The sequence below is a fragment of the Enterococcus sp. DIV0358 genome (assembly GCF_051713465.1).
GTDB classification, from domain to species: Bacteria; Bacillota; Bacilli; order Lactobacillales; family Enterococcaceae; genus Enterococcus; species Enterococcus faecalis.
The window spans coordinates 47,851-63,689 of the sequence record NZ_JBIOPX010000001.1 but is presented as its reverse complement, the minus strand read 5'-3'; the positions used below and the strand labels follow the sequence as shown (position 1 = coordinate 63,689).

The 15,839-nt window shown below is 40.0% G+C and carries 14 protein-coding genes and 1 other annotated feature (1 of these 15 running past the window's edge); all 14 genes read right to left on the bottom strand.

The features are described from left to right. Positions 1-42: 42 nt before the first annotated feature. Positions 43-4,035, bottom strand: a complete 3,993-nt coding sequence (locus IGK70_RS00265) for a 5'-nucleotidase C-terminal domain-containing protein (protein WP_438775144.1) — start codon at positions 4,033-4,035, stop codon at positions 43-45. Positions 4,036-4,475: 440 nt separating this feature from the next. Next, positions 4,476-5,861, bottom strand: coding sequence for a bifunctional UDP-N-acetylglucosamine diphosphorylase/glucosamine-1-phosphate N-acetyltransferase GlmU (gene glmU, locus IGK70_RS00260; RefSeq protein WP_002356067.1), 1,386 nt, complete (start codon positions 5,859-5,861; stop codon positions 4,476-4,478). 201 nt (positions 5,862-6,062) lie between these two features. Next, positions 6,063-6,884 carry a pur operon repressor gene (gene purR, locus IGK70_RS00255; RefSeq protein ID WP_010816234.1) on the bottom strand — a complete coding sequence of 274 codons (822 nt, stop codon included), beginning with the start codon at positions 6,882-6,884 and terminating at the stop codon, positions 6,063-6,065. A 143-nt stretch (positions 6,885-7,027) separates the two neighbouring features. Then, positions 7,028-7,867: a metal ABC transporter permease gene (locus tag IGK70_RS00250; RefSeq protein ID WP_002383493.1), complete on the bottom strand. Its 840-nt coding sequence runs from the start codon at positions 7,865-7,867 to the stop codon at positions 7,028-7,030. A gap of 161 nt (positions 7,868-8,028) precedes the next feature. After that, entirely contained in the window at positions 8,029-8,721 is a 693-nt protein-coding gene (locus IGK70_RS00245; RefSeq protein ID WP_104855840.1) for a metal ABC transporter ATP-binding protein, read from the bottom strand. A gap of 25 nt (positions 8,722-8,746) precedes the next feature. After that, positions 8,747-9,700: a metal ABC transporter substrate-binding protein gene (locus IGK70_RS00240; RefSeq protein ID WP_002383496.1), complete on the bottom strand. Its 954-nt coding sequence runs from the start codon at positions 9,698-9,700 to the stop codon at positions 8,747-8,749. Between the two features lie 166 nt (positions 9,701-9,866). After that, complete coding sequence (ispE, locus tag IGK70_RS00235) at positions 9,867-10,718, bottom strand: 4-(cytidine 5'-diphospho)-2-C-methyl-D-erythritol kinase (protein WP_002379846.1); 852 nt, start codon at positions 10,716-10,718, stop codon at positions 9,867-9,869. Positions 10,719-10,898: 180 nt separating this feature from the next. Continuing rightward, complete coding sequence (locus tag IGK70_RS00230; RefSeq protein WP_002383497.1) at positions 10,899-11,201, bottom strand: Veg family protein; 303 nt, start codon at positions 11,199-11,201, stop codon at positions 10,899-10,901. Positions 11,202-11,258: 57 nt separating this feature from the next. Further along, positions 11,259-11,825: a sigma-70 family RNA polymerase sigma factor gene (locus IGK70_RS00225; RefSeq protein WP_104855841.1), complete on the bottom strand. Its 567-nt coding sequence runs from the start codon at positions 11,823-11,825 to the stop codon at positions 11,259-11,261. Between the two features lie 85 nt (positions 11,826-11,910). After that, positions 11,911-12,441, bottom strand: a complete 531-nt coding sequence (locus IGK70_RS00220; protein ID WP_002356058.1) for an NYN domain-containing protein — start codon at positions 12,439-12,441, stop codon at positions 11,911-11,913. 14 nt (positions 12,442-12,455) lie between these two features. Then, on the bottom strand, positions 12,456-13,313 hold the full coding sequence (rlmB, locus tag IGK70_RS00215; protein ID WP_002356057.1) for a 23S rRNA (guanosine(2251)-2'-O)-methyltransferase RlmB: 858 nt from the start codon (positions 13,311-13,313) through the stop codon (positions 12,456-12,458). After that, the gene (locus IGK70_RS00210; RefSeq protein WP_002356056.1) at positions 13,303-13,701 is read right to left on the bottom strand and encodes a Mini-ribonuclease 3; all 399 of its coding nucleotides are present in this window, start codon (positions 13,699-13,701) and stop codon (positions 13,303-13,305) included. Before IGK70_RS00210 ends, rlmB begins: the two co-directional genes overlap by 11 nt. After that, a complete protein-coding gene (cysS, locus tag IGK70_RS00205; protein WP_002359235.1) occupies positions 13,698-15,110 on the bottom strand; it encodes a cysteine--tRNA ligase in 1,413 nt (470 codons plus the stop codon). The genes IGK70_RS00210 and cysS overlap by 4 nt, the downstream gene beginning before the upstream one ends. Beyond that, on the bottom strand, positions 15,103-15,642 hold the full coding sequence (gene epsC / locus IGK70_RS00200; RefSeq protein ID WP_002356054.1) for a serine O-acetyltransferase EpsC: 540 nt from the start codon (positions 15,640-15,642) through the stop codon (positions 15,103-15,105). The genes cysS and epsC overlap by 8 nt, the downstream gene beginning before the upstream one ends. A 64-nt stretch (positions 15,643-15,706) precedes the next feature. Then, positions 15,707-15,839: a binding site (T-box leader), on the bottom strand (it continues 74 nt past the right edge of the window).

Genomic DNA, 15,839 nt, shown 5'->3' with positions numbered 1-15,839 from the left:
TAAAAAAAGAACCAATCCCGAAGGACGGTTCTTAAAAAATGACTAACTAGCTTTGTTACGTCGTTTATAAATATACCAGCCAGAAGAAGAAAGTCCAACGAACAGTAAACCATATAACGCAAGCGCTTCTGTTTCTGTACCTGTTTTAGGTAAAAAGCCGCCATACTTTTTCTTCTCTGTTACGGATGGATTGCTCTGTCTTGCTCCCGCTTGGTTTTGTTTATTGGTTGCTACTGGTGTTTCTGGTTTTGGATCTGGTTTTGGATCTGGTTTTGGATCTGGGTTTGGATCTGGGTTTGGATCTGGGTTTGGATCTGGGTTTGGATCTGGGTTTGGCGTCTCTCCTCCACCGATTAACTCTTTGTAAGCTTCTTCCGAAATAGAAACAATTCGTTCGCCTGGGAATGGTTCTTTATATTGTGCTAAATCAATCGTCGTTGCTGCACGATACAACCGCAAGCTGGTGGCACTTTTCAAGTATTCAATTAAGACAGCATCTAGTGAAATCCCTTCTTCTCGTTCACCACCTAGCATATCGTAACCATCACCACCAGCAGCTAAGAAATCATTGGTAGCCATCCGGTATTGTTTCTTCTCATCCAATGGTTCAAACTTTTGTGTTTGCCGATTTTTAATTTCTATTCCTAATACGCGACTACCGACAATCGTTTGTCCTGTTTCATTGCCTTCGTCACTAGCCAAGCGAGTACCTGGTTTTGTGGAATCATAGTGGATACGAATGGAGCTTGAAACATGTAGGAAACCACCATTTGCGCCAAGTTTTGGTTGGCCAGCATCATCTAGTAAAATTGTGCCATTCTCATCTTTTTGTGGAATCGAACGAACAGACATTTCAAACATTTCTTTAACTTGAGCGCCGGTTACTTGAATTTGCGCAATGCTATTGCCAAAAGGTAACACAGCAATGACATCCCCAACTTTAATCGGTCCTTGCTTAATATCAGCGCGAATGCCGCCACCATTAGTTACTGCAAAATCAGCAGGTTGACTAAATGCGTCTTGGCCATATGACATAATCGCATCACCAATCAAATTCCCTAAGTTGGTCTCTCGTGTGCGCACATTTTCTCGTTGTCCATCCAATGTGAATGGAATATAATCGACAATTACTTTTTCATTTTCAGCGTTAAAATTCGTACGTGCTTCATCAACGATGGCTTTAACTGCCGGGTTTTCTGGCAATTCTAGCAACTCTGCTGCTGAAATCAATTTTGCTGTTTTCTTAGTTGGTTCACTCTCTGGTGCTGTGACGATCCCAACATTATTTAAATAATTACCTGTTTGAGCATAGATCACTTTGCCATAACGTTTGCCACTTTCGACGGCTGTATGCGAATGTCCATCAATCACAGTGATATCTAACTCAGGATATGTTTGACTAAGGGTTTCTGCTAGCGTATCACCACGCCAGATATGCGGCGTCGTTTCATCTACGCCTAAATGCCCAGTAACCACGAAAGCTTGAATATCCGCGTACTTCTCTTTAATTTCCTTAATCACTGCTTCTACTTCTGGAATCGGGTCTTTAAATGTCACCTTCTCCACGTTTTTCGGGTGTGTTTTCGTTGCTGTTTCTGGGGTCGTCACACCTACAATGGCAAACTTTTTCCCGGCTTTTTCTACGATTGTATACGGATCAAAAACCCGTCCACTGCCATCTTTGTAATACGTATTACTAGATAAAATCGGAAAATTCAGTTGATCTTTATAACCTAGTGCAATCTCTAAACCAAAATCAAACTCGTGATTTCCCACCGCCATGGCATCATAACCAACTTCATTCATTACTTTGGCCATATCCGCGCCTTTGGAGAAATTGGAGATTGGTAATCCTTGGAAAACATCCCCTGCATCCACCATCAAGGTTGGGTTTTCTTGGTATTTAAAGGTTTTTAGACGCGCCATACCTAATTCGCCTTTCCCTGCTTCTAGTCGTCCATGAACGTCATTTGTGTGCATAATGGTATATGCATTATCTAAATCAAAGCCCGCATTACGGACATCTTGTTTCGTAATAGCGGCGGCGTTTGGTGTACGTCCATCAGGAGAAGTCGGAATTTGAAGAGTGCCGTCATTCACTAATTCGATTGCTTTGGCACGCCATTTTTCATCAAAATTTGTCCCAATAATTGACCAATTTCGTTCGATTTCTTGTTCTGGATTAAGCGTTCCTTTTTTCTTAATATAATCAACAATCATTCCTCGTAAGGTTTCTGGATCAGAATTTTTAATAGGTTCCCCTACTTGAATCCCTTGGCTAGCTAAACCGCCGTAACGATAATTATTCATAGCAAGCGTATATTCTTTGGCAGGATCCAACGGTTGGCCGTCAATTTTCGCATCTACAATTCGTTCACCCACTGGTTTTGAAATGTCAATCTTGTAGTCCACTCCAGAAATCATGTCATAGTTATATACACGAATGTTTGGATTAAAACTAATGGTCAAATCATCTGGCTGTGTTTGGTTATAGTACGCCCCTTGTTTTTCTAAATACTTCAGTAAGTTTTCACCGTTAATGGGAACACTCACTAAGGTATTCGGGTATTTGTAGATATCAAAAATCGTGGCATAGGAAATCTTCCCCGCAGGTAATTTACTGTCGTATTTAAACAGCGCTGCCGCACTTAATTGTGCACCTGTTACTTCTTTTTGAACGTTATTAATTAAAGAAATCATCGCTGTTGGTTGTAATTGCGCTTCGGGAATTCCTTTAATTTCTTGTTTTGGTAAAAAATCAGCTGTTGCTGTGCCGATCTCCTCCTGAATAAACGCTCGCGTTTTTTCATGGTATTCTTTTGTCGCTGCCTTAACTGCTTCATCTGCTGGAACATTCGTTGTTGGTACAATCGTTGCTGTACCTTCTTGCACTTCCCACTTATCGGCATTTTTAGCAACTGAAAGATCAATCTTAACAACTTCTGTCCCTGTATCTTTAGGTCCCCCTACCGGTACAGTTTTTCCATTCGGCGCTGCTCCTTGCTTGGTAAAAGAAAGGTGGTCATGACCCAGAATATACGCATCAATCCCCGCGACATTTTCAATTACTTGATCGGCACTGGCAGCCGGATCACTATTTTGTTGTCCCGCATGAATCGAAGCAACAATAATGTCAGCCTGATCGTTAGTTTTCAACTCAGTAACCGCTTTTTCTGCTTCTTCTTTCAAAGGTAAAAAATTAAGCGAAGTAACACGAGGGCCATCCCACAAAGGAATGTGCGGAATTGTTAAGCCGATAATCCCAACTTTTAAATCTGGCTGCCCATCTTGATTAAAATCAAGTTCCTTCGTGGTAGTCCCTTCAACAAAACGACTACCATCCTTATTGTAGGTATTCGCAGACAAGATTGGAAAAGTGGCTTCTTTTTGAATTTTTTGGATTAACGGTAAACCAAAATTAAACTCATGATTTCCCAAAACCATTGCATCATACTTCATCACATTCATGGCGGTGATCATTGGATGGGTCTTTTCATTCACTAAAGGCGCTTTATTATACAAGTCATCTGTTAAAATAGTGCCTTGAATATTGTCGCCATTATCAATTAAAACGGTGCCTGCTGGGTTTTGTGCCCGGACTTGGTTGACGACTGTACTTACTTGGGACAAACCAACTGGTAATTCTTTATCATCTTCATAAGACCAATTCCATAATTGACCATGAACATCTGACGTACCTAAAATTGTTATTTTTTGCGGCGTGCTCGTTTCTTCTTTTTCAGCGGTTGACGTTTCTAAATTCGTCGTCTCTGTTGGTGCCGTGGTTTCTTGTGACTGCTTGACACTGTCACTCGTAGCCTGATTTGGTGCTTCTTGTTTGATGTCTGTTGTTTCCTGTGTAATGACTGGTTCTTGTTTTCTACTTGAATCGGTGGTACTTGTTACTGCTTCTGAACTTTGTTGACTCGTTGTTTCTACTGCATATGCCGTACTAGTAACGCTTGGCGCTATCAACGCAACAGCCATTAAAAAATGCATGCCCCACTTCACTTTTTTAAAGCTCAACTTTTTCACAAATTTCCTCCTTGTGTTTCAACCCATTTGCAACAAACAATTGTCAAAGTAACAAACAACAAAAAGAGCCTTCCCCCATCACGCTGCTCTTCTTTTCCTATCATAATATATCCGTTAAATAAAAAACAGTAAATTCCGTTAAAATAAGATGTTTTTCCTGTAAATTGTTTTTATTTTTGGACAATATAGCGGGTTTGTTTGTGAAAAAAATAGTAATTTTGACCAAAACACGAACTTTATAAAAAAGAAAGTCTTTTTATATTGGAAAAGCGGAACAAAAACTATTTTTTTGAAAAAAATAACTAAAAATACCGAATAAACAGCATTGGTCTAGTCCTTGAATACCTCTAAACAAATATTAGCAGCAATTGGTCTAGTCTTTAAGTAGGAAAAAGAACGCTCTTTTGCTTAAGCAAAAGAGCGTTCTTTTTTATTTGAGGTTAATCCTTCATGTAAGGTAACTTTTTAGCATAGCCTTCTTTATTCACTTGACGTGCCCGGGCAATCGCCAAATCTTCTGAAGGGACATCTTCTGTGATAGTTGAACCAGCAGCAGTCACCGCATGATCACCAATCGTGACTGGCGCAACAATATTCGTTGCAGAGCCAATAAACGCGTGATCACCCACGACTGTTTGGTGTTTATTTTTGCCATCATAATTAACAAAAACAACGCCGCAACCGACATTAATATCTTTGCCTAATGTTGCATCACCAACGTATGTTAAATGGCCCACTTTTGTTCCTTCATCGATTGTTGCATTTTTTACTTCCACGAAGTTACCAATGTGTACGTTTGCCCCCACATCTGCTTTAGGACGTAAATGTGCATACGGACCCACATCGGCCCCCTCGCGAACCACACTTTCTTCAATCACAGACTGTTTAACAACCACTTGATTGCCGATGTGACTATCAACGATTTCTGAATGTGCGCCAATCAAGCAATCTTCGCCAATCACTGTTTTTCCTTTGATAGTGACTCCCGCTTCAATGACTGTGTCTGAACCAATTACCACACCTTCATCAATATACGTTGTATCTGGATCAATAAATGTAACACCATTTCGCATATGCATTTCATTTAAACGACGATGCATAATTTTATTAGCAGTGGATAAAGCGACGCGATCATTTACACCCATTGCTTCGTCAAAGTCTGCCATTTGGTAAGCAGCGACAGCTTTGCCTTCTTTTTTCAAAATTTCAATGATATCTGTTAAATAGTATTCCCCTTGTGTATTGTTTGTATCTGTTTTCGCTAACGCTTCAAACAATGATTCATTATCAAAACAGAAGGTTCCTGTATTAATTTCTTGAACACGTGCTTCTTCTTCACTGGCATCTTTTTGTTCCACGATTCGTTCTACAATGCCCACATGGTCACGAATAATTCGACCATAGCCTGTTGGGTCTTCCGCATGCGCTGTTAAAATAGTCGCACTTGCATTCTTACCTTGATGGTAATCGAATAAATTTTTCAAGGTTTCCGCAGTTAATAACGGCGTATCCCCTGTAATAACTAATGTTGTTCCTTGTTTACCACCTAATAACTCTTGTGCTTGCATGACTGCATGCCCAGTTCCCAATTGTTCAGCTTGTAAGGCATATTGACTACGTTCGCCTAAATGGCTTTTAATCATTTCCGCCCCATGTCCAACGATTGTCACGATTTCTGTTGGTTCTGTTTGTTCTACCTGATCTAAAATATGTTCGACCATTGGTTTACCAGCAACTGGATGCAATACTTTATAAAGTTTAGATTTCATGCGTGTTCCTTTACCAGCTGCTAAAATAATTGCGTATCTATTTTCCACGTTTGCCACCTCAAATTAACTAAATTGTTTGATTTTCTTCTAAATCGTCCTCATTATACCTTTTCTAGTTTATCTTACTCTTTTGTCTTTTTCAACAAAATAAGGCATTTAAAAGGTAGACCAATTTATTTTCTCATCTTTTTTTAAAGGAATAAAACAGAAAAAAAGAACCTGAAAATGGAATGGACCATTTTCAGGTTCTTTTTCAAATTATTTCTCTGTGAAATAGTTTCCTGGGACTACGCTAATCGTTTTTGTTTGTGTATCCACATCTTCCACATATAATAGCGAAGTGTAGTCATCGATTGCACGACGGCCATTGAATTTTGACTCAGCAAAAACGGTAATGCCCACAAGTTCTGCTTCAAATTCTTCAATCATACTCTTCATACCATTGACGGTGCCGCCGCCTTTCATGAAGTCATCCACGACTAAAACTTTTGAGCCGCGTTTTAAGCTGCGTTTTGAAAGTTCCATTTTTTCGATACGTTCTGAAGACCCTGATACATAGTTCACGCTCACCGTTGAACCTTCAGTAATCTTAGAATCGCGACGAACAATCACAAACGGAACATTTAAGTAATAAGACACAGCTTGCGCAATTGGCACTCCTTTGGTCGCAACGGTCATTACCGCATCAATTTGTTTGCCTAAATATTTAGAAGCAATAATCCGGCCCACTTGTCTTAATAAATTCGGTTCCCCAAGTAAATCTGAAAGATAAACATAACCCCCAGGTAATAAGCGATCTTGTTCTGACAAACGATCACACAAATCCATAATCAACTGCTTCGCTTCCTCATAAGGAATTTCAGGGATAAAGCGGACACCGCCTGCAGCGCCTGGAATCGTTTCTAAAATACCTGTTCCACGTTCTTTAAATGTTTTTTTAACAATTGCTAAATCTTCACTAATGGAAGACTTGGCAGATTGGTATCGGTCAGCAAAATATGTCAAAGAAACCAATGTATGGGGATGATCTAAAAGATATTGGGTCATATCGATTAATCGTTCACTTCTCCGAATTTTCAAATTCGTCACTCCTTTTCATTCTATCGTTCCTTATTATAAGGGGTTTAACCGAAAAATTCGAGGATTTTTTTCAAATAACTGAAAATAGTTCGCCATTTCTTTTAAAAAAAAGAAATAAAGGAGAAAAACTTTCGTTTTTCTCCTTAGTTTCTTTGCATTTTTTGTTTTCGTTGGACCATAACAACCACTCGGCGATAAATATTGACTAATAAGAATAAACCAATAAAAATTAGGGTAATACTTGCACTCGGTGGTGTTTCCAAATAATACGAGCTAGTCAACCCTGTTAGCATGCCAATCAAGCCCATAAACACACTGATAATAATCACCGTGTTAAAGCCTTTACCAATTCGCATACCTATCGCAGCTGGTAAGACCATAATTGCTGAAATTAACAAGGCTCCCGCGATCGGAATCATCACAGCAATCGCCACACCAGTAATTACATTAAAAAGCATCGACATCCAATGAATAGGTAGCCCGTCAACATGAGCAGTATCTTCATCAAATGTTAAAACATACATCGGGCGTTTAAATAACATAAACAATAGAACTAAAACTACGAATAAAATTGCCAACATAACCACTTGATCCCACGTAATCGTGACGATGGAACCAAATAAATACGATTGAATACTAGCAGCTGAATTGCCTCCTGTTAAATTCATTAAAACTAACGCCAAAGCCAAACCGCCTGACATTAAAATAGCAATCGAAATTTCTGAATAGGTGCTATAAATCATTCGTAAATATTCTAGAATGATTGCAGCCACAATCACGACAATTAAGGTCATTAAATTAGGATTCCAATTAAAAAAGAAGCCTAGTGCCACACCGGCTAATGACACATGTGAAAGGGTATCTGCCATTAAAGATTGTCGGCGAATAACTAGAAAGACGCCGAGCATTGGGGCAATCACTGAGATAAACAGTGCTGCTAAAAAGGCCTTTTGCATAAATGCATAAGAAAGCATTTCTGCCATACGATTCACTCCTTACCGCTAAAATGAACACTACCATTGTAGCGACGTTTAAGCGAATTAATTTTTTAATTCCTGCTTATTTTTTAAATTTTTCCAACATTTCTTTAAGCTGTTCCTAGGCTTTCGTTATTATCGAGCCAGATAACGTTTTATTGGAAAATTTACGTATACGATTCTTCACTCATATGGAAGCAACGCCATTTCGAATCTTCTTTGCGGACAAGACGAATTTGACGATCTACATAGGTTTTGATATCTTCATGATCATGCGTAATCATCAAAATAGCTTTTCCATGTTCATGCGCACTGTGTTGCAACAATTGATAAAATTCGTTTCGCGATTGTTCATCCATACCTGTTGTTGGCTCATCTAAAATAAACAAATCTGGATCAGTCGCAAACACTCGTGCTAAACTAATTCGTTGTTTTTGCCCGCCAGAAAGCTCGCCAATTCGTTTGTGGCGCATTTCCCACATGTCCACTGATTTCAAAGCTTTTTCCACATGAAGATGATCTTTTTTCGACAACGGTTTGAACCAACGATTTCTGGGAAAACGACCTGAACGTACTAATTCAATGACGGTGCTAGGAAAGCCCGCGTTGAAAGAAGCGACTTGTTGTGGAATGTAGCCAATGCTGATTTTTTCACCAGCACTATTTTTTTTAGCGACCGTAATTTTGCCACTTGCTGGTTTTAATAACCCTAAGGTACTTTTGATCAGCGTTGACTTGGCAGCGCCATTTTCTCCTGTTAAAATAACGAATTCCCCTGGATCAACATAATAAGAAACATCTTCTAAAACAGGTTCATCATCATAATAGAAGGTTAAATTTTCGACTTCAATATAATGCATAAGTTGGCTCCTTTCTGTTGCCAGATTAATGAATGCTTTTTTGTAAAGCGGCGAGGTTTTCTTTCATGACAGACACATAGTTCTCGCCTGCTTCTTGTTCTTTTTGAGTTAAACTCTCTAAAGGATTCAATACGGCTAATTCGACGCCTGTCTCATCTGCCAATGTTTTGGCTACTTTTGTAGAAGCCGATGCTTCAAAATAGATCACAGAAACATTGTTTGTTTTAATATATTTTTTTAATTCGGCTAAACGACTTGGCGAAGGTTCTTGGTCTGGAGAAATCCCAGCAATCGGTTCTTGGGTCAAGTCATATTGTTTTGCCAAATAGCCAAATGCAGCATGTTGCGTCACAAAGGTCCGATTTTTAGCGCCTGCAAATGCAGCTTGGTATTCCTTATCTAGCGCAGTCAATTTTTCCAAATAAGCAGCGGTATTTTTTTCAAATACGGCTTTTTTCTCAGGATATTTTTTGATAAGCGCATCCCGAATCGCTATCACTTCTTTTTGCGCTAACACGGGATCTAACCAGACATGCGGATCCAGTTCGTGAGAATGGTTATGGCCTTCATGACCTTCTTCGCCAGATTCTTCCTCTTCTGTTCCTTGCATCAATTGAATGGATTGACTGGCTTCCACGATTGAAACTTTTTTCGTGTCCAAGTTTTCAATAACATTCGGAACCCAAGTTTCTAGCTCTTTACTATTATAAACAAAGACATCCGCATCAGTAATTTTCGCTAAGTCTTTTGCGCTTGGTTCATAATCGTGTGGTTCCGTTCCAGCTGGAATCAACAGCTCAACCTCTCCCTCATCACCAACGACTTGTTTTGCGAAGTCGTACATCGGATAAAAAGTAGTCATTACCGTGAGCTCTTTCTTCTCTTTTGGCGATTGTGTGGTTTGCCCACAACTAGCTAAAAGAAAAGCACTGATTGCTAAAGTAACGCCGATTATCAAACGGCGGTAGATTTTCGTCATGTTATGTCCTCTTTTCGATTTACCTATTATAAACCGTAATATTTACGATTTGCCAGGAATAATGTACCAAATGGATCACGGGACGTCAAGGAATAAATTTAAAAAAACAACAGAGCGTGGGACAAAAATCACTTTGGGTTTTTGCTCCACGCTCTGTCGTTTTTATTTATTTCAATGTCCGAACCAAATAAACTTCTTCGCAAAAGCCTTTGAGTCCATTATAAATCCGTTGTGCTCGTGTTTTCTTTTCACATAAAGCAAAGACTGTCGGTCCACTGCCGCTCATCAACGCTGCATCAGCGCCGTACTTCAGCATGCGATCCTTGATTTGTTGCACGATCGGATGTCTGGCAATCGTGACACTTTCCAACGCATTGCCGACCGTCTGGGTCATCCCAGTATAATCACCATTTTCAATAGCTATTCTTAGTCCAGCAATATCTGGATGGTGCAATTCATCTACCGCTAAATCATTAAAAACGGTACTAGTGGATACACTAATTCTTGGCTTTACTAACACAATCCAACATTGAGGCATGGTCGGTAATGTTTCAATTTTCTCCCCACGTCCGTTTGCAAAGGCTGTTCCGCCCCTTAAACAATAAGGAACATCCATACCAATTTGGCTACCAATTTCACAGAGTTCGTCCATCGTCAACCCCAGATTCCACAGTTTGTTCAAGCCTCGTAATGCTGCGGCACAGTCACTGCTCCCCCCTGCTAAACCAGCTGCCACGGGGATACGTTTTTCAATATATATTTTAATTCCTTTATGAATATTATAGGTACGCTTTAATAAGTCAACTGCTTGATAGACATGATTCCGTCGATCCACGGGTAAAAAAGAGCTGTCCGTTTCAATACGAATGATGTCTTCTTCTAGATTTTCAAAAGTTAAATGATCGGCTAAATCTACACTTGCAAAAATAGATTCAACTTCATGATAGCCATCCACACGTTTATGCAGAACATCTAACCCAAGATTAATTTTCGCAGGAGCTCGTTCGATTATTTCCATCGGTTCCCTGATTCACCTTCCTTAATCTTTTGTCTACCAACATTTTAATCTTTTAGATTCTATCATATGTCCATGAAGAAGTACACCGAAGATTGCTCTTTCTCTGACGACAGATGGCTGAAATTAAAAAGAGCTTAGGAACGAAGGGCTCTTCCTTCACTCCTAAGCGGACTTTCTAAATTATACGGCTTGACCGATGAATTCGATTTCAACGGTGCGTGTTAAAACATCTGAATAGCTATAAGATACACGTTCAAATGAGTTCTCGTCTGGATCCAAGTCAACAACAAAAACAGATGGATAAGTCTCCGTTAAGATTCCTTTACGTTCTGTTTGGCGCTTTCTTCCAGTCTGAGCAACTAACATAATTTCACTGCCGATACGGCCTTCCAAATCTTTCTTAATTGACGATAACGTTGTTGGCATTGCATTCACCTCGAGAAACATTATATCACTTTTTTTAAAAAATTTCAAGTTTATCATACTAGAAGTCTGTTTGCAACTACTTTTGCTCGACAAACCGGCTGTTTTGTCGAATTTTTATTCATTTTCTAATGTATATTTCATTTTTGCTTTGGCACGATCATAGGCACTTCGGACAGCTGAAAAAGTTCCCCCACGTACTTTAGCGATTTCTTCTAACGTGTAGCCTTTTAAGTATGCGTTTAAAATTTGTTGTTCCAACGAGGAAAGACGTGTCGGAAAAGCTGCCAATTTTTCTTGAATCATTAATTGACCTAATGGGTCGGTGGCCGTTGTCCCTAAATAGTCCACTAACTCTTCACCAGCGCTTTCTAATCGTTGTTCCAGAGAAATAGACAAGGTATCTGTTCGCCGCTTATAGGCGCATTGATGGCGAATTAAGCTATGTACGTGATTTTCAAAATTTCGTTTAAAAAACTTTCCTAATGATGCTTGTTTTCCTGAATCAAATCGTTCTAACGTCCGAAAGAAGACAATTCGCCCTTCTTGAAGCCAGTCCTCAGTATCATAATCTTTTAAATAGTATTTTTTCATGCACTTATAAATCACTGGCTGATATTGCCCATATAAGGCTTGAAATTGTTCTTGGTCTCCTGCTAATGCTTGTTGAATCTGTTCTAACATAAAAAGCCCTCCTTTTCGATAAACGTATCGAATGATTTAGGAGAGCATAGCATGTTAGAAATTTATGACTTAAGCGAACATTTGTTTAATCTTTTTTTTGAGACAATTCTTCTAGCTTCTCAGAAAGTTTTGATAACTGCTCCACGTTCCATGGAGAATTTCGACGAAATTGCTGAAAATGGATATCCGTTGCATGAATGGCAATCGTCTTTTCTGTTTTCTGGACAGCTTTGTAAAGTTCATTGGCCGAAGTCCGCAATGCACCTTGTGAAAAGACCACCCATTGTTCAGCCAAATCACTCGTTGCGACTGTTACTTGCGTTAAACGATCATTTTTTTCACCAGCTAGACGTTCAATATAACTATCTGCTGTTTCATCTTCTTTGGTGAAAACCACGGTCAAAAGGTACTTTTTGTACGTTTGCTGAATGCCTGGGACTAGTTGGGCATCAAAGACCACAATGATTTCCAACCCTTCATATTTGGCATAATTGGACAGACGACTAAGAAGCAGTTCACGCGCATCCTCTAAACGCTCTTGCTTTTTCAATTGGACCAATTCTGGCCAAGCACCAATCATGTTATAGCCATCAACGATTAACAATTGTTTTTTCATACAATCGCCTTCTTCTATAATGGGTTGCGGCCACGATAGACTTCATACATTAGCAAGCCTGCAGCCACACCAGCGTTTAAGCTTTGAACGTGTCCAGTCATCGGAATCGTTAATAATTCATCCACTTCTTTATGAAGACCTTGACTCATGCCACGACCTTCATTTCCGATGATTAAGGCAATTGCGCCTTGTGTATTCCAGCGACGATAATCCGTCCCAGACATATCTGTACCAAAAATCCAAAATTGATTCTCTTTTAGCGTTGCAATACTTTGCGCTAGATTCGTTACACGAGCCACTGGAATATGTTCCACGGCCCCTGTTGACGCTTTGGTTACGGTTGGTGTAATTCCCACTGCACGATGTTTCGGAATGATAATACCGTCCACGCCTGTCGCATCAGCTGTTCGCAAAATTGAGCCAAAGTTATGTGGGTCCTCTAGACTGTCTAAAATTAGAAAAAATGGTGTTTCTGTCTTTTCTTTTGTTTGTTCCAATAATTCTTCTAAAGTTAAATATTGATACGCTGTGATTGCTAAAACCATGCCTTGATGCACGCCGTGATCACTCATCGTATCTAATTTTGCTTTAGGCACCCATTTGACTGGAACCGCCTGTTCTTTCGCTGCTTGTTTTAATTGCTCAATTTTCTCGCCACGAGCATCTTCTTGTAAAAACAATTTATTCCCGCGTCCTTGCTGCAACGCCTCAACAGTGGCATGGAAACCAAAGACAAAGTTATCTGCTAGCTCTTCTGAGGTTCCATCAGCACCTGCTGTCGCTGGTCGTGGGTTCCGTTCTTTTGAACGCTTGTCTGAACGCTCTGGACGTTTCTTACCTTTTTTAAAAGGACGAGATTTTTCATTTTTCATTGGTTTCACCTACTTTCTTGATACACCAGTTAATTAATTCTTCTAAACGTTCTTTTTGTTGTGTTAAATGTAAATAACCCATCAAGGATTCGAAACCGGTCGCTACCCGATAGGTCGTCACATCAGCATTTTTAGCAAAGGTGTGACTTTTAGCATTCCGACCGCGTTTGTACATCACTTCTTCTTCCTCCGTTAGCATTTCTCCCGCTAACATCGCTTGCATTAAGCTTGCTTGGGCTTTTGCTGACACGTAGTGTGTCGCCATGCGATGCAAAACATTCGGTTTCGTTTGTCCCAAGGAAACTAAATAATCACGAATGTAAATTTCATAAATCGCATCGCCAACATAGGCCAAAGCTAAACCGTTTAATTGTTTGTAATCTCTCATTCACTTCTTCTCCATCTCGTTCCTTGCGGAGTATCTTCTAAAACAATGCCTTGTTCTTTTAATAAATCGCGGATTTCATCACTTCGGGCAAAATCACGGTCTTTCCGTGCTTGGTTCCGTTCTTCAATTAACGCATCGACTTGTGCATCCACTAATTCTTCGTTTTTAAAGAATAAACCAAAAATAGCTAACCAGCCACTGAAAAGCTTATCCATCGCCACTAGAACTGGTTCCGAAACTGTCGCTTGTTCACTATACTGATTCATCATCTTCGCTAATTCATAAACGACCGTAATCCCGTTAGCTGCATTGAAATCATCGTCCATTTCCGTAATAAAACGTTGTTCTAATTCGTTTAATTGAGCCAAATAGTGTTCATCCTCTGGCAAACTTGCGACCGCATCTGCTTGTCTAAAACGTAAATTTTCAAACGCATTTTTCAATTTTTGATAATTGGCTGCTGCCTCTTTTAGAGTGCTTTCGCTATAACGAATCGGGCGACGGTACTGGGTGGTGGACATAAAGAAACGTAAAATTTGCGGATCCACTTTTTGAATCATTTCATGAACAGTAATGAAGTTGCCTAGGGATTTACTCATTTTTTCATCGTCTTCACCAATTGTGACATAGCCGTTATGCATCCAGTAATTGGCAAAGGTATGGCCTGTTTTGGCTTCGCTCTGTGCAATTTCATTCTCATGATGTGGAAATTCTAAATCTTGTCCACCACCATGAATATCAATCGTCTCTCCCAAGTGTTTTGTCGCCATGACAGAGCATTCAATATGCCAGCCGGGACGTCCTTTCCCCCAAGGAGAATCCCAAGAAATTTCATCTTCTTTGGCACTTTTCCAAAGAGCAAAATCCAATGGGTCTTCTTTTAATTGTTGTTCAACGCCAGTTCGTTGACTTGCCCCCACTTCTAATTCATCAATCGATTGATGGCTTAATTTACCATAATTAGGGAATTTACGGGTGCGATAATACACATCACCTGCGACCTCATAAGCAAAACCTTTTTCAATTAAAACTTCGATGAAAGCTAAGATATCAGGCATGTGGTCCATCACCCGAGGATGTAACGTTGCTGGTTGGACATTCAATGCTTGCGTGTCTTCTTCAAAGGCTTTGATAAAACGCTCCGCCACTTCCGGCGCAGTAATTTTCAATTCTTTAGCTGCCTTGATAATTTTATCATCGACATCTGTAAAGTTCGAGACATAATTCACTTCATACCCACGATATTCAAAATAACGACGAATCGTATCAAAGGCGATCGCACTGCGCGCATTACCGATATGGATATAGTTATACACGGTTGGTCCGCAGACATACATCCGAACTTTATGCGCCTCAATTGGCGTAAATACTTCTTTTTCTCTGGTCAATGTATTATAAATTTTAATCATGCCCTTTTTCCACCTTTCTTCCATTTAGACGAACGACTTTCGCAGGCACACCCACAGCTGTAGCATCTGCTGGGATGTCTGAAATAACAACAGCACCCGCCCCAATTTTTGAACGTTCACCAATCACAACTGGCCCTAAAATTTGAGCTCGTGCCGAAATCATCGCTCCTTTTTTCACTGTTGGATGGCGTTTACCCGTATCACGACCGGTCCCACCTAACGTCACTCCGTGAAACAAAACAACATCTTCTTCTATTTCCGCGGTTTCCCCAATCACAATGCCCATGCCGTGATCGATAAAAACTCCCGCACCAATTGTGGCTCCGGGATGAATTTCTACGCCCGTTATGAAACGCCAAAATTGTGCATGAATCTTCGCCAACAAAAACAACTGATGCCTATATAAGAAATGAGACAAGCGATGCCAAAACAGGGCGTGCAAGCCAGGATACGTTAAAAGAACTTCTAGTGTGGTCCGCGCTGCAGGATCGTTTCTTTTAACAGCTGCAACGCTACGTTTCAACCAACTCATAGGGTGAACTCCTTTCTATTATACAAAAATAAAAAACGTCTTTTAAGCAACAAAAAAACGTTGCTTAAAAGACGCCCATGCGTGGTTCCACTTTTCTTCACAAGAACTAGCTCTTGCCTCGATACAGTTAACGCCTGCCGACGTCTTCGGTTACTTTTTTCACCGAAGCCACTCATAGATGCATTTCGACAAAAGAT